This is a genomic window from Mesorhizobium sp. B2-5-13 (genome assembly GCF_006440535.1).
In the GTDB taxonomy this organism is placed as follows: domain Bacteria; phylum Pseudomonadota; class Alphaproteobacteria; order Rhizobiales; family Rhizobiaceae; genus Mesorhizobium; species Mesorhizobium salmacidum.
This window is the reverse complement of record NZ_VFUI01000004.1, coordinates 279,310-297,225: the sequence shown is the minus strand read 5'-3', so window position 1 is coordinate 297,225 and position 17,916 is coordinate 279,310. Positions and strand designations below refer to the sequence as shown.

19 protein-coding genes are annotated in these 17,916 nt (G+C 63.3%); 10 read left to right on the top strand and 9 right to left on the bottom strand.

Going from position 1 to position 17,916, the window contains the following annotated elements; all coding sequences use genetic code 11:
* Nucleotides 1-36 precede the first annotated feature (36 nt).
* The 8 genes from ehuB (at nt 37) to doeB (ending at nt 7,506) form a co-directional block, all read left to right on the top strand.
* Entirely contained in the window at nt 37-888 is an 852-nt protein-coding gene (ehuB, locus tag FJ434_RS09915; protein WP_140745971.1) for an ectoine/hydroxyectoine ABC transporter substrate-binding protein EhuB, read from the top strand.
* A gap of 169 nt (nt 889-1,057) precedes the next feature.
* Nucleotides 1,058-1,717, top strand: a complete 660-nt coding sequence (ehuC, locus tag FJ434_RS09910; protein ID WP_140714866.1) for an ectoine/hydroxyectoine ABC transporter permease subunit EhuC — start codon at nt 1,058-1,060, stop codon at nt 1,715-1,717.
* A 34-nt stretch (nt 1,718-1,751) separates the two neighbouring features.
* On the top strand, nt 1,752-2,411 hold the full coding sequence (ehuD, locus tag FJ434_RS09905; protein ID WP_140505765.1) for an ectoine/hydroxyectoine ABC transporter permease subunit EhuD: 660 nt from the start codon (nt 1,752-1,754) through the stop codon (nt 2,409-2,411).
* A 3-nt stretch (nt 2,412-2,414) separates the two neighbouring features.
* On the top strand, nt 2,415-3,194 hold the full coding sequence (gene eutA / locus FJ434_RS09900; protein ID WP_140745969.1) for an ectoine utilization protein EutA: 780 nt from the start codon (nt 2,415-2,417) through the stop codon (nt 3,192-3,194).
* Between the two features lie 5 nt (nt 3,195-3,199).
* On the top strand, nt 3,200-4,192 hold the full coding sequence (gene eutB, locus FJ434_RS09895; RefSeq protein ID WP_140745967.1) for a hydroxyectoine utilization dehydratase EutB: 993 nt from the start codon (nt 3,200-3,202) through the stop codon (nt 4,190-4,192).
* On the top strand, nt 4,189-5,181 hold the full coding sequence (gene eutC / locus FJ434_RS09890; protein ID WP_140745965.1) for an ectoine utilization protein EutC: 993 nt from the start codon (nt 4,189-4,191) through the stop codon (nt 5,179-5,181). Before eutB ends, eutC begins: the two co-directional genes overlap by 4 nt.
* 139 nt (nt 5,182-5,320) lie before the next feature.
* On the top strand, nt 5,321-6,499 hold the full coding sequence (gene doeA, locus FJ434_RS09885) for an ectoine hydrolase DoeA (RefSeq protein WP_140714860.1): 1,179 nt from the start codon (nt 5,321-5,323) through the stop codon (nt 6,497-6,499).
* Between the two features lie 5 nt (nt 6,500-6,504).
* Nucleotides 6,505-7,506, top strand: a complete 1,002-nt coding sequence (gene doeB / locus FJ434_RS09880; RefSeq protein WP_140745963.1) for a N(2)-acetyl-L-2,4-diaminobutanoate deacetylase DoeB — start codon at nt 6,505-6,507, stop codon at nt 7,504-7,506.
* A gap of 118 nt (nt 7,507-7,624) precedes the next feature.
* Here the strand turns inward: doeB and FJ434_RS09875 are convergent, their stop codons facing one another.
* The 8 genes from FJ434_RS09875 to FJ434_RS09840 form a co-directional block, all read right to left on the bottom strand.
* Nucleotides 7,625-8,077 (bottom strand): MaoC/PaaZ C-terminal domain-containing protein, encoded by a 453-nt coding sequence (locus FJ434_RS09875; RefSeq protein WP_140745961.1) that lies wholly within the window; start codon nt 8,075-8,077, stop codon nt 7,625-7,627.
* Between the two features lie 8 nt (nt 8,078-8,085).
* Nucleotides 8,086-9,162: a Gfo/Idh/MocA family oxidoreductase gene (locus FJ434_RS09870; protein ID WP_140745959.1), complete on the bottom strand. Its 1,077-nt coding sequence runs from the start codon at nt 9,160-9,162 to the stop codon at nt 8,086-8,088.
* Complete coding sequence (locus FJ434_RS09865) at nt 9,155-9,484, bottom strand: L-rhamnose mutarotase (RefSeq protein WP_140745956.1); 330 nt, start codon at nt 9,482-9,484, stop codon at nt 9,155-9,157. The genes FJ434_RS09870 and FJ434_RS09865 overlap by 8 nt, the downstream gene beginning before the upstream one ends.
* Before the next feature lie 10 nt (nt 9,485-9,494).
* Nucleotides 9,495-10,607: a mandelate racemase/muconate lactonizing enzyme family protein gene (locus FJ434_RS09860; RefSeq protein ID WP_140505750.1), complete on the bottom strand. Its 1,113-nt coding sequence runs from the start codon at nt 10,605-10,607 to the stop codon at nt 9,495-9,497.
* Between the two features lie 5 nt (nt 10,608-10,612).
* Nucleotides 10,613-11,710, bottom strand: coding sequence for a sn-glycerol-3-phosphate ABC transporter ATP-binding protein UgpC (gene ugpC, locus FJ434_RS09855; protein WP_140714850.1), 1,098 nt, complete (start codon nt 11,708-11,710; stop codon nt 10,613-10,615).
* 4 nt (nt 11,711-11,714) lie between these two features.
* Nucleotides 11,715-12,581 carry a carbohydrate ABC transporter permease gene (locus FJ434_RS09850; RefSeq protein ID WP_140617472.1) on the bottom strand — a complete coding sequence of 289 codons (867 nt, stop codon included), beginning with the start codon at nt 12,579-12,581 and terminating at the stop codon, nt 11,715-11,717.
* Nucleotides 12,582-12,583: 2 nt separating this feature from the next.
* Complete coding sequence (locus FJ434_RS09845; RefSeq protein WP_140745954.1) at nt 12,584-13,480, bottom strand: sugar ABC transporter permease; 897 nt, start codon at nt 13,478-13,480, stop codon at nt 12,584-12,586.
* 122 nt (nt 13,481-13,602) lie between these two features.
* Nucleotides 13,603-14,922, bottom strand: a complete 1,320-nt coding sequence (locus tag FJ434_RS09840; protein ID WP_140505742.1) for a sugar ABC transporter substrate-binding protein — start codon at nt 14,920-14,922, stop codon at nt 13,603-13,605.
* A gap of 168 nt (nt 14,923-15,090) precedes the next feature.
* Between FJ434_RS09840 and FJ434_RS09835 the strand changes: the two genes are divergently transcribed.
* Both FJ434_RS09835 and FJ434_RS09830 read left to right on the top strand, forming a co-directional pair.
* The gene (locus FJ434_RS09835; protein ID WP_140505741.1) at nt 15,091-15,876 is read left to right on the top strand and encodes an IclR family transcriptional regulator; all 786 of its coding nucleotides are present in this window, start codon (nt 15,091-15,093) and stop codon (nt 15,874-15,876) included.
* A 65-nt stretch (nt 15,877-15,941) separates the two neighbouring features.
* The gene (locus tag FJ434_RS09830; RefSeq protein WP_140745951.1) at nt 15,942-16,781 is read left to right on the top strand and encodes an amidohydrolase; all 840 of its coding nucleotides are present in this window, start codon (nt 15,942-15,944) and stop codon (nt 16,779-16,781) included.
* 12 nt (nt 16,782-16,793) lie between these two features.
* Here FJ434_RS09830 and FJ434_RS09825 read toward each other — a convergent pair whose 3' ends face one another.
* Complete coding sequence (locus FJ434_RS09825) at nt 16,794-17,915, bottom strand: extracellular solute-binding protein (protein WP_140746083.1); 1,122 nt, start codon at nt 17,913-17,915, stop codon at nt 16,794-16,796.
* Between the last annotated feature and the right edge of the window lies 1 nt (nt 17,916).

Here is a 17,916-nt window from a genome sequence, read left to right as displayed (position 1 = left end):
CACGCGAACCAAGACAAGAACAGGGAGTTGGGAACAATGAAGAAATTTGGTATTCTGGCCGGCGTCGCTGGCATCGCACTGACGGTGGTGCTTGCGACATCAAGCCTGGGCTCGGCCGCGGACAAGAAGCTCGAACAACTCAAGGCGCAAGGGTTCGCACGCGTCGCTATCGCCAACGAGCCGCCCTACACGGCGGTCGCCGCCGATGGCAAGGTTTCGGGCGCCGCGCCCGATGTGGCGCGCGAGATTTTCAAGCGTCTCGGAGTGGCCGATATCGTCGCCTCGATCTCTGAGTATGGCGCCATGATCCCCGGCCTGCAGGCCGGCCGCTTCGACGTCGTCACCGCCGGCCTGTTCATGAAGCCGGAGCGTTGCGCGGCGGTCGCCTATTCGGAGCCGGTGCTGTGCGACGCCGAGGCGATGCTGGTGAAGAAGGGCAATCCGAAAGGCTTCAAGAGCTACGAGGATGTCGCCAAGGACACGTCCGCCACCATCGGCGCGCCCGGCGGCGGCACCGAGGAGAAGCTGGCGCTCAACGCCGGCGTGCCGCGCGAGCGCGTCATCGTCGTGCCGGACGGCCAGAGCGGCCTGAAGATGGTGCAGGACGGCCGTATCGATGCCTATTCGCTGCCTGTGCTGTCGATCAACGATCTGATGAAGAAGGCCGCCGATCCGAACCTCGAAGTCATCGCTCCGGTGCAGGGTGCGCCGGTCTATTGCGACGGCGCCGCCTTCAAGAAGGGCGACGAGGCTCTGCGTGATGCCTATGACGTCGAACTGGCAAAGATGAAGAAGTCGGGTGAGTTCGCCAAGATCATCGAGCCCTACGGCTTCTCGGCGGCGGCGGCAATGTCGACCACGCGCGACAAGCTCTGCTCGGCGAAGTAGCGCGCGCTTTTCTTGCCTTCTCCCCGTTCACGGGGAGAAGGTGGCCCGAAGGGCCGGATGAGGGGCGGCGCCGGTTTGCCGAGCTGGCTCTGCCCCTCATTTGCCTGCCGGCAATCTTCTCCCCGTAAACGGGAAGAAGGACCCTAGTACTACAAACGTTGGAACCTCAATGACCCAGTGGTCCGGCTATTTCGGCCTGATATTGCAGGGAGCGCTTGTCACCATCGAGCTGACGCTGATGGGGTCGGTGCTGGCCCTGATCATGGCCTTTCTCGCCGGCTTGGGGCGCCTGTCGCGCTTCTTCGCGCTGCGGGCCCTGGCGACGGCCTATATCGAATTCTTCCGCGGCACATCGATCTTCGTGCAGCTGTTCTTCGCCTATTTCGTGTTGCCCCTGCTGGGTCTCGAACTGACCCCGTTGCAGGCCGGCGTATTGGCGCTGGGCTTGAATGTAGGAGCCTATGCCGCAGAGGTGGTGCGCGGTGCCGTGCAATCGATCGGCCGCGAACAGCATGAGGCCTGCATCGCGCTCAATCTGGGCCGCTGGCAAGGCATGCGCCATGTCATCCTGCCGCAGGCGTTTCTGGTGATGCTGCCGACCTTCGGCAACAATGCCATCGAGCTGCTCAAGGCGACATCGGTCGTCTCGCTGATCTCGCTTGCCGACCTCACTTTCCAGGCACAGGTGGTGCGCGCCCAGACGGGCAACACCATGGTGCCGTTCACCACCATTCTTTTCATCTATTTCATCCTGGCGCTGCTCATCTCGTGGGGTGTGCGCTCGCTGGAACGCCGCATGGCGCGCGGCCTCGACGGGGTGCGGGTCTGATGGCCGGAGCATTCCTGATGAATTGGGTTCGCTGATGGATTGGGATTGGGATTTTGTCCGGCAGATCCTGCCGACCCTGATCCAGGGGGTGAAGATCACCATCCTGGCGACGCTGCTCGGCTCGGTGCTGGCGGCGATCGTCGGCTTGGGCATCGCGCTGGCGCGCCGCTCGCCCAACAAAGCGGTGTCGCGTACCGTCGGTTGGGTGGCCGAATTCATCCGCGGCACACCGCTCCTGGTGCAGCTCTATTTCATCTTCTATGTGCTGCCCGACATCGGCATCCTGCTGCCGCCCCTGGTCGCCGGCGTCATCGGGCTCGGCCTGCACTACGGCACCTACACGGCGGAGGTCTACCGCGCCGGCATCGACAATGTACCGCGTGGCCAGTGGGAAGCCGCCAAGGCCTGCAATCTCAGCGCCCGGCAGACCTGGACGCATATCATCATCCCGCAGGCCATTCCGCCGATGATCCCGGCATTGGCCAACTACTTCATCGCCATGTTCAAGGAGACGCCGCTGCTCTCGGCGATCACCGTTCTGGAACTGATGAACCAGGCAAAAAGCGTCGCCAACACCTACTATCGCTACCTCGAGCCGATCACGTTGGTCGGTGCCTTCTTCCTCGCCATCAGCCTGATTTCGGTCGTGCTGCTGCGCTGGCTGGAACGTCGCTATGGCAAGATCGAAAGATAAAAGATGAAGCCCTTGCCCGAGATCAAGCTTGTGCCCAACCGGCCAGCGCTCGATGAGCGTCCGCTGGAGCGGCGCGTCGGCCTCATCATCCTGGCCACCGACCATACCACCGAGCCGGATTTTCGCCGCATGGTGGCGAGCGAACGGATCGGCGTCTATGTCGCGCGCATCCCCTATGCCAATCCGACGACGCCTGAGAACCTGCGCAAGATGCAGCCGGCGTTGACGGCGGGCGCGGCCTTGATCCTGCCGGACGAGCCGCTCGACGCCATCTGCTATTCCTGCACGTCGGCCTCGGTGGTGATTGGCGATGGAGAGGTCGAGGCTGCGATCCAGGCCGCCAAACCAGGCGTGCCCGTCGTCACGCCAACAATGGCCGGCGTGCGCGCGCTGAACGCGTTCGGCGTGCGCAGGATCAGCATCCTCACGCCCTATACCATGGAAACCTCCAGGCCGATGGCGGCCTATTTCGCCGAACGTGGCTTCGAAATCCTAAGCTTTACCTGCCTCGGCTTCGAGGACGATCGCGAGATGGCGCGCATTGCTCCGGCAGCGCTTGTCGATCTCGCGCGCCAGGCGATGCACCCGCAGGCCGATGCGCTGTTCGTGTCCTGCACGGCACTGCGCGGCGCACTCGCTGTCACCGGCATGGAAGAGGCGATCGGCCGCCCGGTGGTGACCAGCAACCAGGCGACCGCCTGGAACTGTCTGCGCCTTTGCGGCGACGAGACAGCCCATCCCGAATTCGGCCGTCTAATGACGCTGCCCCTGCCGCGCGACTGACGATCATGGCGACAGTAACCCTTGGCGATATCCGCGCCGCACGTGAGCGAATTGCAGGCAAGGTCGAGCGCACTTCGGTCGTGCTTTCGGCGAGTCTCTCCGAGCGGCTGGGCGTGCCGGTCCATCTCAAGCTCGAGCACCGCCAGACCACCGGCAGCTTCAAATTGCGCGGTGCTTCGAACGCCCTCGCTTCGCTGGATGCCGAGGAGAAGGCGCGCGGCGTCGTCGCGGCATCGACCGGCAATCATGGCCGCGCGCTCGCCCATGCGGCAAAGCTCGAGCGTATGCGTGCGGTTATCTGCATGTCGCGTTTGGTACCCCAGAATAAGCTCGACGAAATCCGCCGCCTCGGCGCGGAAATCCGTATTGTCGGCAACAGCCAGGACGATGCCCAGCAGGAGGTCGAGCGGCTGGTGGCGGAGGAAGGGCTTGTCATGCTGCCACCCTTCGACCATCCCGCGATCATCGCCGGGCAAGGCACGCTCGGGCTGGAGATGATGGAGCAGGTCCCGGATGCCGCTCTGGTGCTGGTGCAACTCTCCGGAGGTGGCTTGGCTTCCGGTGTCGCCGCCGCCATCAAGGGCGTTCGTCCCGGGGCAAAAGTCGTCGGCATCTCGATGGCGCGCGGCGCCGCGATGAAGGCGAGCCTCGATGCCGGCCACCCCGTGCTGGTCGAGGAACTGCCGACGCTGGCGGATTCGCTCGGTGGCGGCATCGGCCTCGACAACCGGCTGACCTTCGCCATGTGCCGCGACTTGCTCGATGATGTCGTTCTGCTCAGTGAGGACGAGATCGCCGCCGGCATTCGCCATGGCTATGAACAGGAACGCGAGATCGTCGAAGGAGCAGGCGCGGTAGGCATCGCGGCGCTGCTCGCTGGCAAAGTCAAGGCGGAGGGGCCGGTCGTGGTTCTGCTTTCCGGCCGCAACATCGACATGGAACTGCACAGGAAGATCGTCAGCGGGGAGATACCATCGATTTCGGAGCGCGCCGCATGAGCAGGATGACTATCCTCACTGAAGCTGAACTGCGCACCATCGTGACGCTCGATCTCGATGCCGTCGCCTGTGTCGAGAATGCCTTTCGCGCGCTTGCCACGCTGCCCGTGGCGATGCCGCCGATCCTGCGGCTCGATATTCCGCAGCATCGCGGCGAGGTTGATGTGAAGACCGCCTATGTGCCTGGGATCGATGGCTTCGCCATCAAGATCAGCCCCGGCTTCTTCGACAATCCCAAGCTCGGCCTGCCCAGCGTAAACGGCATGATGGTGCTTTTGTCAGCCAGAACCGGCCTGGTCGAAGCCTTGCTGCTCGACAACGGCTATCTCACCGACGTCCGTACCGCTGCTGCGGGAGCAGTCGCGGCCAAACACCTGTCACGGCCGGACTCATCCGTCGCCGCGATCTTCGGCGCTGGGGTCCAGGCAGGGCTGCAACTGGAAGCGCTGATGCTGGTGCGGCCGATCAGGCAGGCGCGCATCTGGGCGCGCGATGCCGCCAAGGCGGAGACCGCCGCGGCTACCTTGCGCGAAAGGCTCGGCATCGACGTGCGTGCCGAACCCGATGCGGCCAACGCCGTTGCCGGCGCCGACATCATCGTCACCACCACGCCGTCGACCGAACCGCTGATCAAAGCCGGGTTTGTCTCGGCCGGCCAGCATATCACCGCCATGGGTTCCGACGCCGAGCACAAGAACGAGATCGCGCCGGCGATCCTGCGCATGGCTGATCTCTATGTCGCCGACAGCGCGAAGCAGACGCGGCGGCTGGGTGAATTGCACCATGCCATCGCGGCAGGCGTGATGGCCGCTGACACGGATGTGACCGAGCTCGGCCAGATCATCGCCGGCGCGAAGCATGGCCGGCGCTCGGCCAGCGACATCACCATCGCCGATCTTACCGGCACCGGCGTGCAGGATACGGCGATCGCCACGTTCGCCCGCGACCGTGCGCTGGCCGCGAAAGCCGGAACGGTTTTTGCAAGCTGATCCCGGCCGCAGAGCATGATCCGGAAAAAGTGGCGACCGGTTTTCCCGGCAGATCATGCTCCGACAAAAAAGAATTACCTGGAGCCAGATTCAACAAAGTTGAAACGGGCTCCAGCCCCAAAAAACGAGGACCAACACTATGCAGCCGAACCTGAAATTCTCGCGAAGCGAATATGCGGAACGCCTCGCCAAGACGCGGAAAGCCATGGAGGCGAAGGGCGTCGATCTTTTGATCGTCAGCGATCCCTCCAACATGGCCTGGCTGACCGGCTATGATGGTTGGTCGTTTTACGTCCACCAGGCGGTCATCGTGCCGCCGTCGGGCGAGCCGGTCTGGTATGGCCGTGGCCAGGACGCCAACGGCGCCAAGCGTACCGCCTATCTCGCCCATGACAACATCGTCGGCTACGCCGACCATTATGTGCAGTCGACCGAGCGCCATCCGATGGACTTCCTGTCCAGCGTGCTGACCGATCGCGGCTGGGGCAAGCTCACCGTCGGCGTCGAGATGGACAATTACTGGTTCTCCGCCGCCGCCTTCGCCTCTTTACAGAAACATCTGCCCAACGCCCGCTTCGTCGATGCCACCGCGCTGGTCAACTGGCAGCGCGCGGTGAAGAGCCCGACCGAAATCGACTATATGCGCAAGGCCGCCCGCATCGTCGAGGCGATGCACCAGCGCATCGTCGACAAGATCGAAGTCGGCATGCGCAAATGCGATCTGGTCGCCGAGATCTACGATGCCGGCACGCGCGGCGTCGACGGCATCGGCGGCGATTATCCCGCGATCGTTCCGCTGCTGCCGTCGGGCGCGGACGCCTCGGCGCCGCATCTGACCTGGGACGACAAGCCGATGAAGCAGGGCGAGGGCACGTTCTTCGAGATCGCCGGCTGCTACAACAGGTACCATTGCCCGCTGTCGCGCACCGTCTTTCTCGGCAAACCAACGCAGGAATTCCTCGATGCCGAGAAGGCGACGCTGGAAGGCATGGAAGCAGGTCTTGCCGCCGCCAGGCCGGGCAACACATGCGAGGATATCGCCAACGCCTTCTTTGCCGTCCTGAAGAAATACGGCATCGTCAAGGACAACCGCACCGGTTATCCGATCGGTATTTCCTATCCGCCGGACTGGGGCGAACGCACGATGAGCCTGCGTCCCGGCGATCGCACCGAGCTCAAGCCCGGCATGACTTTCCATTTCATGACCGGTCTCTGGCTGGAGACAATGGGACTGGAGATCACCGAGTCCATCCTGATCACCGAAACCGGTGTGGAGTGCCTGGCCAATGTGCCGCGCAAGCTGGTGGTGAAGGATTGAGCCCGATGTCCAGTCTTCGCCCGTCGCCCATTGCGCCGACCGTCGATTTCGATCGCGGCGGCGTCCAACATGGTTTCCTGCGCCTGCCCCATAGCCGCGACGACTCGGCCTGGGGCTCGGTGCTGATCCCGATCTGCGTCATCCGCAACGGCAAGGGGCCGACGGCGCTGCTGACCGGCGGCAATCATGGCGACGAGTATGAAGGGCCGCTGGCGCTCTACGAACTCGCCAGGACGCTCGATCCCGACCAGGTCAGCGGCACGGTGATCATCGTGCCGGCGATGAACTATCCGGCCTTTCGGGCCGGCACGCGCACCTCGCCGATCGACAAGGGCAACATGAACCGCAGCTTTCCCGGCCGGCCCGACGGCACGGTGACGCAGAAGATCGCCGATTATTTCCAACGCGAGCTGCTTCCCCGCGCCGACATCGTCTTCGACTTCCATTCCGGTGGCAAAACGCTGGATTTCGTGCCGTTCTGCGCCGCCCATACCTTGCCCGACAAGGCGCTGGAGCAGAAAGCCTTTGCCGCGGTGGCGGCATTCTCGGCACCGTTCTCGATGCGCATGACCGAGATCGACGCAATCGGCATGTATGACACGGCGGCCGAAGAAATGGGCAAGGTCTTCGTCACCACCGAGCTCGGCGGCGGCGGCACTTCGCGAGCCGAGACGGTGCGGATCGCCCGGCGCGGCATCCTCAACGTGTTGCGTCATGCCGGTATCGCCGCCGGGGCGGTCGAGACCGGCAAAACCCAGTGGCTGGACATGCCCTCGGGAGATTGCTTCTGCTTCGCCGAGGACGACGGCATGATCGAAACCATGGTCGATCTCGGCGAGCCCGTCGAAGCGGGCGTGGTTCTGGCGCGTATCCATTCCACCGGCCGCACCGGCGTTGCTCCGCAGGATATCCGGGCGAAAATGCCGGGCATGTTGGCGGCGCGGCATTTTCCCGGCCTGGTCAAGGCTGGCGACTGCGCGGCGGTGGTCGCCGTGGAGGTCGATTGACTGATGTGATTTCCCCGCCCGGACCATGCCGGGACGCCGCTGCCAGCGGACCGGTTCGCTGCTGCTTGGTCTGGAGCGAATCACCGCCTGCCACCGGTTCGCGGAATTGCGCGGAGTTTCAGCCCTGCGCCGGCTTGCGTTCGACGATGTAGATGTGGTCGGCCGCCAGCACCACTTCGCCGCGCTGGTTGATCACCTCGCAGCGCTCGATCACCCGCCCCGAGGTGGGCCGCTTGGGGTCGTCCTCCTTGGCCGCGATGGTGGTGCGCGTGCGGATCGTGTCGCCGATGAACACCGGCTTGATGAAGCGCAGCCGGTCATAGCCATAGGAAAAGGCGACAGGGTTGACCACGTTCGCCGTCAGCCCGATGCCGACCGACAACACCAGCGTGCCATGCGCGATGCGCTGGCCGAACGGCGTCGTCTTCATGAACTCGGCGTCCATGTGGTGCGGGAAGAAATCGCCGGTGTGTCCGGCATGGACGATGAAGTCGGTCTCGGTGATCGTGCGGCCGCTGGTCAGCCGCGTCGAGCCGATCTCGTAGTCTTCGAAATAGGTGATCTGTTCCATGTCCTGCCTTACGGCTTTTCGGCCAGCGGCGTCGCCGGCGCCGCGCTCGATTTATAGGCGGCTTCCACCAGCGCCATGGTGGTCCAGGCGTCTTCGACCGAACTGACCAGCTTGTCGTCCTCTCCGCAAGCAAAGCGCTGGACATTGGCCATGCGCCCGACAAAGGCGTCGGGAAACCATTCGCCGGCCAAAGGCACGGCTATCCAATCGGTCCCGCCTTTCGGGTAGATCTCCAGAATGTCCGGTTCGCCACGGGGATAGTCGAGGTTGAGGCCGAGCTTGAGATAAGCGGCACCTTCCGTGCCGCAGATGCGGAACTCGCAGGCCTGGTGCCGGCGCCCGAACTTGTGGTCGTGATTGATCGACAGCGCGCAACGCACCGTGTCGCCATAGTCGAGAATGGCGCTGGTGCGCGTCTGCGCCACCTTGTGGTTGGGATGGCCGAGTGTCTTGGCGTGGACGCCCCTGGGGTCGCCGAGCAATTGCCGGATCAGATCGAGATAATGGATCGAATGCATGGCGATCTCGACGCGCGGCGCCTTGAGCAGGAATTCCCACAATTGCCACGGCGTCGCCAGCGCCAGCCAGGCGTCGAAGTCGACGACCTCGCCGAGCCAGCCCTTGGCGATCGCGTCCTTCAGCGCCAGCATCATCGGCGCGAAGCGCAACTGGAAATTCACGGCCGCTTTGAGGTTCTTGGCGCGACATATCTCGAGGATTTCGGTTGCCTCGCCGAGATAGTTGCCCATCGGCTTTTGGATCAGCGCGAACGCACCGTCGGGCAGAGCCTTCAGGATCTCGGCGTGCCGCCCCGGTGGCGTTGCCAGATCGAAGATCGCGTCCTTCACTTCAGCGGCCTCTTCCACCGAGCGGAACGCCGTCACGCTCCATCTATCGGCCAGGGCCTGCGCCTTGGCCTGTTCCGGATCGTAGAGGCCTGCGATCGGAAATTCCGCCTTCCGGTAGGCCGGAAAATGCGCGTCGCCGACGATAGATCCGGCACCGAAGGTGACGATCGGTCGGGGTTTTGAGGGTTTTGGCCAGGACTGGATGAGCGAGGCGGGGTCGAAACCGGCCTCAGTCATGGTGGAAGACTTCGTCCATCGAAGCCCACCACTCACCTTCCTTGCGGGTTGCAAGCGGCTCTTGGCAGGGCACGCAGACGGACCACCATTCCTGCGTCTTAGGGTCGGCCGCCATCTTGGCCATATCGGCCGCGTAGTCGGTGCCGTGATATTCGTAATAGGAAAACAACAGGTTCTCCGGCCGCTTCAGGTAGATCGAATAATTCTTGATGTTGCAGACCGAGATCATGGTCAGCACATCCGGCCAGACGGCGGCATGGAGGCGGACATATTCCTCGACCTTTTCCGGCTTCAGCCCCAGAACCATTCCCATCCGCTGCATGTTCGTTCCCCTATTTCGTGATCGCCGTGGTGAATTCGGCGATGCTCATGGCCTCGACCGCGTCCCAGTCCCAATCGATGCCGATACCGGGCTCGTCGGGCGCCAGCGCATGCCCATCCTCGATGCGCATGTGCCTGCCGGTCAACTGGTCGAGTTGCGGAATGTACTCGACATACCTGCCGTTCTGAACAGCACAGGTCAGGCTGACATGCAATTCCATCAGGAAATGCGGGCAAACCGGAATGTCGAAGGCCTCCGCCGCATGGGCGATCTTGAGCCAGGGGGTGATGCCGCCGATGCGGCCGACATCGACCTGCACGACCGAGCAGGCGCCTTTCTGCATGTATTCGCGGAAGTGGCGCATGGAATAGAGCGATTCGCCAACCGCGATCGGCGTCGGCGTCGAGCTCGACAACCTGATATGTCCGTCGATGTCGTCGGCCGGCAGCGGCTCCTCGATCCATGCGAGATCGAGTTCGCGCAACCTCGCCGCACGCCGGATCGCCTCGTCCACCGAGAAGCCCTGATTGGCGTCGGTCATGATCTCGTAGCCGTCGCCGACCGCCTTTCGCACCGCCGACAGGCGCGCGAGATCCTCAGACCCATGCGGCCTGCCGATCTTCACCTTCGAGCCACGAAATCCCTTCGCCTTGGCGGCCAGCGCATCGTCGACCAGCGCCTGCGTATCGATATGCAGCCAGCCGCCTTCGGTCGTGTAGAGCGGGCAGCGGTCCTTGGCGCCGCCGGCGAGCTTCCACAGCGGCAGGTTCTGTTTCTTCGCCCTGAGGTCCCATAGTGCGGTGTCAATCGCCGCGATGGCGATCGCGGTGATCGCACCGATCGTGGTGGCGTGGGTGGCGAATTCGAGATCGTGCCAGATCGCCTCGATCATATCAGGATCGCGCCCGATCAGGCGCGGCACCAGGTGGTCGGACAAGAGCCGCATCACCGACGAACCGCCGGTGCCGATCGTGTAGCTGTAACCGGTGCCGACCGCGCCGTCGGAATCGGTGAGCGTCACGATAGGCGTTTCCTGGCTGACGAAGCTCTGGATGGCGTCTGTGCGCTTGACCTTTGGCACAAGGTCCACCATCCGCAGCTCGATTTTCTCGATCCTTGCCATGTCGGTCAGCTCCGCAATGTCTTTCCGGTCTCGGTGGCAAACAGATGCGCCTGCGACAGGTCGAGGCTCATGGCGACGCGCTCGCCGGATCGCAGCGGGCGGGGGTTCAGCATGCGCGAGACCCAATCGCTGCCGTTGAACTCGACGAACACCAGCGTCTCGTTGCCGAGCGGTTCGGTGACGGTGATCGGCAATTCGATCTGGTGCACGTCGGCGGAACTTCCCGAACTGATGCCATGGCCGGTCGGGTAGATGTCGTCGGGTCGCAGCCCGAACACGACCTTGTCGCCGATGGCGACATTGGCCTTGAACTGGCTGGGCAGCGGCAGCTTGGCGCCGCTGGCGAAAGCCAGCTGGCCGTCGTCTATCGTGGCCTCATGCAGGTTCATAGGCGGCGAGCCGATGAAGCCGGCGACGAAGCGTGTCGCCGGGCGCCGGAAAACCTCGTCTGGTGTGCCGACCTGTTCGATGTAGCCGTCGCGCATGATGACGATGCGGTCGGCAAGCGTCATCGCCTCGACCTGGTCGTGGGTGACGTAGATCACCGTCGATTGGACCTTGGCATGCAGCTTCTTGATCTCGGTGCGCATCTGCGTGCGAAGCTTGGCATCGAGATTGGAAAGCGGCTCGTCGAACAGGAAGACATCGGGGTCGCGCACGATGGCGCGGCCCATGGCGACGCGCTGGCGTTGCCCGCCGGAGAGTTGCGACGGGCGGCGGTCGAGCAAAGTATCGAGCCCGAGGATGGCTGAAGCCTCGGCGACACGGCGGTCCATATCCTCCTTGGCGGCACCGGCGATCTTCAGGGAGAAGCCGAGATTTTCGCGCACCGTCATATGCGGGTAGAGCGCATAGGACTGGAACACCATCGAGATGTTGCGCGAGCGTGGCGGCAGGTCGTTGACGACGCGCCCGCCGATCTCGATCGAGCCGGCGCTGATCTCTTCCAGCCCGGCGATCATGCGCAGCGTCGTCGATTTGCCGCAGCCTGACGGGCCGACCAGCGCGATGAATTCGCGGTCGGTGATGTCGAGGTCGATGCCATGCACGATCTGGATATTGCCGTAGCGCTTGGTCAGCTTTTTGAGGGAAACCGTTGCCATTGGATCAGCCTTTCACCGCGCCGGAGGTCAGGCCGCCGACAAGGTGTTTCTGGACGATGAAAGTGAGGGTGAGCGCCGGGATGATCATCACAACGGCGAGCGCGCACATGCCGCGCCAGTCGATGGTGAACTCGGCCGTGTAGTCGAGCAGGCCGACCGGCAGCGTCTTGGCGCTCACCGAGCGGGTCAGTTGGGAAGCCAGCGCGAACTCGTTCCAGCAGGTCAGGAAGGCGAAGATCGCCGCCGACGCAATGCCCGGTCCGGCGAGTGGGAATTCCACCTGCCAGAAGGCCTGCCAGCGCGTGCAGCCGTCGATCTGCGCTGCTTCCGCGAGGTCCTTCGGCACCTGGCGAAAGAAGCCGTCGATCAGCCAGATGGTGAACGGCACGTTGAGTGCGACATAGGCGAGGATCAGCCCGAAATGCGTGTCGATGATGCCGAGCCGCACATAGAGGAAGAACAGTGGCAGCGACAGCGCGATGCCCGGCACCGTGCGCGTCAGCATCAGGCCGAGGAAGACGCTCGACTTGCCGCGGAAGCGGTAGCGCGCGAAGGCATAGCCACCGGCCATGCCGATGGCGACCGCGATAACCGTCGAGGTCACCGAGATGATCAGCGAGTTGCGGAAATACTCGATGACCGGAATGCCGCCCTTGCCGATGCCTGAGAACATCGCGACATAGGCATCGAACGAAATGTCCTGCGGGATCCACACAGGCGGCTTCGCCATGATCTCGACCGTCGGTCGCAGCGACGACAGAACGATCCAGAGGCCGGGCAGGCAGATCGTCAGCATCGCCAGAAACAGGCCGATACGATAGACGATATCAAGCAGCCGGCGCTTGAGGCGGGCGGAAGAATTCTCGTCCATCTTCACCACTCCGCGCCGATTTGCGTGCGCGCCGCGGCGAGCTTGTTGAAGAAGTAGACTGTGAAGGCGATCGACAGCAGGATCGAGAAATAGGCCATGGCGTTGGCCATTCCCATGCGTCCGTCGCTATAGGCGGTGCGCGCCACCAGCGTCCAAAGCAGTTCGGTGCGGCCGGCCGGCCCGCCATCGGTCATGATCTTGACGATGTCATAGGCGCGCGCCACGTCGAGCGAGCGGATGGTCATGGCGATGTAGGCGAAGGGCATGACGAACGGCCACGTCACATAGCGGAATGTCTGCCACGGCGTGCAGCCATCGACGCGAGCCGCCTCGATCGGTTCCTTGGGCATGGCGAGCAGCCCGGCCAGGATCAGGATGGCGAAGATCGCCGTCGACGACCAGATCTCGGCGACTGAAATTGCGACGAAGGCGAGATGGCCTTCGATCAGCCACGGGATGGCGTCGCTGGTGATGCCGAGCGACTGCAGCGCGTTGTTCACCAGACCGATATTATCGTTGAACATGAACTTGAACTGGAAGCCGACGAGGATCGGCGAGAACATCATCGGAAACATCATCAGCGTGCGCAGGATGCGCTGGCCGCGTGTCGCCTTCTCGACCAGCATGGCGAGGCCGAGGCCAAGCAGCATTTCAAGATTGAGCGCGATCGTCAGCAGCAGAACCGTGCGCCCGAACGCCCACCAGAAATCGATATTGGCCAGGATCGAAAGATAGTTCCGCAAGCCGATGAAGACGAAAAACGTCTCGGGCTTGGTCAGCCGGAAGGGCGTGAAGCTGGAATAGAGCGAGAGAAGCAACGGCACCACCACGACCGCCGCCAGCACGATGAACGCCGGAAGCAGCAGCAGGAATGGTGCGGATGGCTTGAAGCCCTTCATCGGGGTCCTTTGGTATCTGGCATGCAATTTTGGGCCGGGGCCTGACCGATGAATGGACAGCACCGGCAAGACGCGATCGCCTCCCCCATTCACAGTGGGGGAGGCGGTCTTGAGAACAATGCTTAGAGTTTGCCGGCGTCCTGCAGGATCTGCGTCGCCTTGGCGGCGGCTTCATCCAGTGCCTGCTTGGAGGTCTTGTCGCCGAGGATAGCGGCCTGCAACTCGGGATAGACGGCGTTCGAGATCTCGATCCACTCAGGCGTCTGCGGCACGGCAAAGGCGTGCTTGGCTTCTTCCTGGAAAGCCGACAGAACCTCCTTCTTGTAAGGATCGTTCGCGGCCTGCTGCAGGTCCCAGTCCCAGACCGCGGTGCGCGTCGGCAGCGGGCCGGCGGCGGCCTCGAGCTTCTGGCTGTCCTCATTGGTCAGCCACCATACGAGCGACGCGGCTGCCTCCTTGTTCGGGCAATTCTCGGTCACCGAGAAACCATGGAAGCCCGACCAGCCGGTGCGTACGCCAGCGGAGCCCTTCGGCGCGACCTTGACGCCGACATTGCCGGCGACCTTCGACGACTTCGGATCGTTGAAGAATCCGGCCCAGCCCGGCCAGTCCAGATTGATGGCGACGGTGCCCGAGGCAAAGCCCTGGCCGAGATCGTCCCAGAGGTAGTTGGTGGTTCCGGCCGGCACGGCCTTGGCCTTGTAAAGGTTGACGAACCAGTCGAGCGCCCGGATGCCTGCCTCGGAATTGAAGACCGGCTTGCCGTCCTTGTCGAGATATTCGCCGCCCTCGGCGACCACCATTTCGTAGAAGCGGCCGTTGATCGCCTCTTCCTTGCCGGCGAACTGGGTGCCGTAGAAATTGGGTGGGTTGGCGAAGAACTCGGCCTGGTCGGTGACTTCCTTCCAGGTGTCCGGCGGCACCAGGTCGTAGCCGTATTTGGCCTTGAACTTGGTCTTGTTGTCGGCGTTTTCGTACAGGCTCTTCTGGTAGTAGAGCGCCGAAACGTCGAACTGCGCACGCGGCAGCATTTCCAGCTTGCCGTCGATGGTTGCCGCCTTGATCGTCGACGGCACGAAGCCGTCGATCTCCGACTTCGGCAGGAGCTTGCTGAGATCGGTGTAGAGGCCGGTGTACTGCGGCGCGAAGGAGGAATGGTTCCAGCCGACGCACCAGTTGGTGCTGCCCGAAGCGATGTCGGACTTGAGCTCCTTGTCGATATCGAAGCCGTTCTTCTTGGTCAGGATATTGACCTTGGCGCCGGTCGCCTTCTCCCACTCCGGGATGCGCTCGTAGAGCTTTTCATATTGCTGGCCGCCGATCAGCTTTACGTCGACGGTCACGCCTTCGAACTTGCCGGGCAGGTCGCCGGCAAGGGCAGCACCCGCGCCAAATGCGAGTGCCAATGCGCCGGCGGACACGCCGGAAAGCAGTCTGTTCATTGATATCCTCCCTTGGTGCGCCTCAGCGGCGACCGCAACTCGTCTGATGACAAGAAGTCCTACATTCATATACAAACAAAACATTCATGGATACGTCAAGGCGAAATTTGTTTCCGCCAGCCACGTTCCTGCGTATATGAAGAGCTGAATTCACTGGAGGGACGAGCCATGGAAGACAGCGAAGACGAGCGCTACCGCGCGCCGGCGCTCGACAAGGGGCTCGACATCCTCGAACTGCTGGCTGGCGTCGATGGCGGCCTGACGCAGGCGGAAATCGCCAAGAAACTCGACCGCAGCCCCAATGAATTTTATCGCATGCTGGACCGGCTGGTGCGGCGTGGCTACGTCACGCGACTGGACGGCGACCGCTATTCGCTGACGCTCAAGCTGTTTGGCCTGGCACAATTGCACGCGCCGGTGCGGCGGCTGGTTTCCTATGCGACGCCGCTGATGCGCGAGTTGGCCGAGACCTCGCAGCAAGCCAACCAACTCGTTGTTTTTGACCGCGGTTCCGCTGTCGTGATCGGCCAGCAGGAGGCGCCGAACTACTGGGGCATTTCGATCCGTGTCGGCTCCCACATTAGCCTGTTCGATACCGGTTCAGGCCACGTCCTGCTCGCCTTCCGTTCGCCGGAAGAGCGGCAGATGATGATCTCGGAGCATGTCCGTAGCACCGACAAGACCGCGCAGCCGGCCGAGTTCTTCGCCCGTCTCGACCAGATTCGCGACCGCGGCTACGAGATGATGGCTTCCATGCAGACCGCAGGCGTCTTCAACCTCTCCGCCCCGGTGCGCGGTTCCGACGGCAAGGCCATCGCGGCGCTGTCGATCCCCTACATCACCGTGGTCAACGCGCCGTCCGCGCCCGATATCACCCGGACCATCGAGTTGTTGCTGGCAACCTGCGAAAAGCTGTCGCACCTAGCCGGGTCGGCCGTCGGTTCATCGGCATGAATTCTTATTTGAATGAAGAATTCCCCCGTGAGATGATCTGAGAAAGCCAGCGGAGGAGCATCGCCATGATCATCGACACCCATTTGCATCTCATCGATCGCTCGGTGCTGCGTTATCCCTGGCTTGCCGGTGAGCCGGCACTGAACCGCGATTTCTCCTATGAAGAATACGCCACGGAGGCAAAGCGTGTCGGCGTCGGCTGCGTGCTGCATATGGAGGTGGATGTCGACCCGGCCGATATCGAGGCGGAAACCACCCGTGTCGAGGGCCTGTCGCGGCAAGCAGGCAGCATGCTCGCCGGGGCGATTGCATCTTGCCGTCCCGAGGAGGCGGATTTCCCTGCCTATCTTGAACGCCAGCGGGCAAATCCCTTCGTCAAAGGCTTTCGCCGTGTCCTCCACGTCGTGCCGGACGATATTTCGGAAGGGGCATTGTTCCGTGACAACATTAAGCGGCTTGGCGGCACCGGCCTGACCTTCGACCTCGTCGTACTGCCGCATCAGGTCCCCAAGGCGATGGCGCTCGCCGATCTGGCTCCCGATGTCCAGTTCGTGCTCGACCATTGCGGTGTCCCCGACATCAAGGGCAACGCTGAGCATCCCTGGCGTGAACACATGAGCGAGATCGCGCGGCGTCCGAACGTCATGGCCAAGGTCTCCGGGGTGGTCGCCTATGCGGACTCCGGCAGTTGGACGGTCGAGACACTCCGGCCTTACGTCGAACACACCATCAATTCATTCGGCTGGGACCGTGTTGTCTGGGGCAGCGACTGGCCGGTCTGTACGCTTGGTGGTGGTCTCTCGACCTGGGTGGCGGCGACACATGCGCTGCTTGCCGGCTGCAGCGTCTCGGAACGTGACAAGCTTTTGTCGGGTAACGCCCGCAAGCAGTGGCGGTTGAAGTAACGATCCAGTCCCTCAGGTGGCCGCCTGGATACTGGCCCGGAACAGGCTGATGAGATCGGCGACGACCTGGCCGGCCGGGTCGCCGCAGGTCAGACCGGAATTGATGCGGTCGGACGCCGCCTGCTGGAACGCCATGTAGCCGTCATGGCGCGGCCGCATCCAGGCGTCCTCCAGCGTCGCGAGCGTGTCCCGATAGAAGTTAGCGGTCGCTTCATTGACCGTCTGGTCTTCCCAGGCAGCCGCATGGCCCGGCTGGCCGCCGGCGGCGGCATAGATGCCGCGCTGGACATCGCCGCTGGCGATCCAGTAGGCGAAGTCGATCGCGGCGTCCTTCGCCTTGGAAAAGGCCGAGACCGCAATGCCTGTGCCGCCGAGCGCCGAGCCGATCGGGCCATTGGAACCAATGACCGGGATATCGGCAAAGGCCAGCCTGTTCGCGCGAAAACCCGACGCCGCATAAGAGACATAGCCATAGATCAGCGGCGCACAGACAATGCGGGAGCCGGCCTCGGCCATGCGCTCCGAAACGGCGATCGGGTCCATGTCGAAGCAGGTGGGGTCGACCAGCGCCGCGATCTCTCGCATCCTATCGAAGACTTCGCAGCCCATCTCGACGTCGATAAGATCGCCCGACGAATCGGTCGCGCAGGGATGCCCGAGATTGCCGGCCAGCGTGTAGAATGTCATCAGGCAATGCGGTGGCCGCAGTGGCAGCAACACGCCGCCCTGCCGGGCGACAGCGAGCATCTCGCTCCACGTCGCTGCCGGCGCATCGAGCGCGTCCGGCCGCCAGGCCTGCACCTGCGCCGCCGCGTCGATCGGAAACGCCCATTGCCGGCCCTGCCAGGTGTAACTCGGATAGGATTGGCCGACGCTGCCCGAGGCAAGCGCGGCGCGCTGCGCCTCGCGGCCGGTGACGTCGAGAGGCTCAAGACAGCGCTCCGCCGTGATCTGGCCGACATGCGGATGGTCGATGACGATCAAATCATAGGCGCGCGCCAACTCCTCGACCGGATAGGATTCGAAATCCTGCAGCGAACGCTTGTCCCACTCGATCGGAACGCCGGTCTTCTGCTCCCACAGAGATGAACACGCGATCATCGGATCATAGCCGCGCGGGTGGCTCCAGGTCATG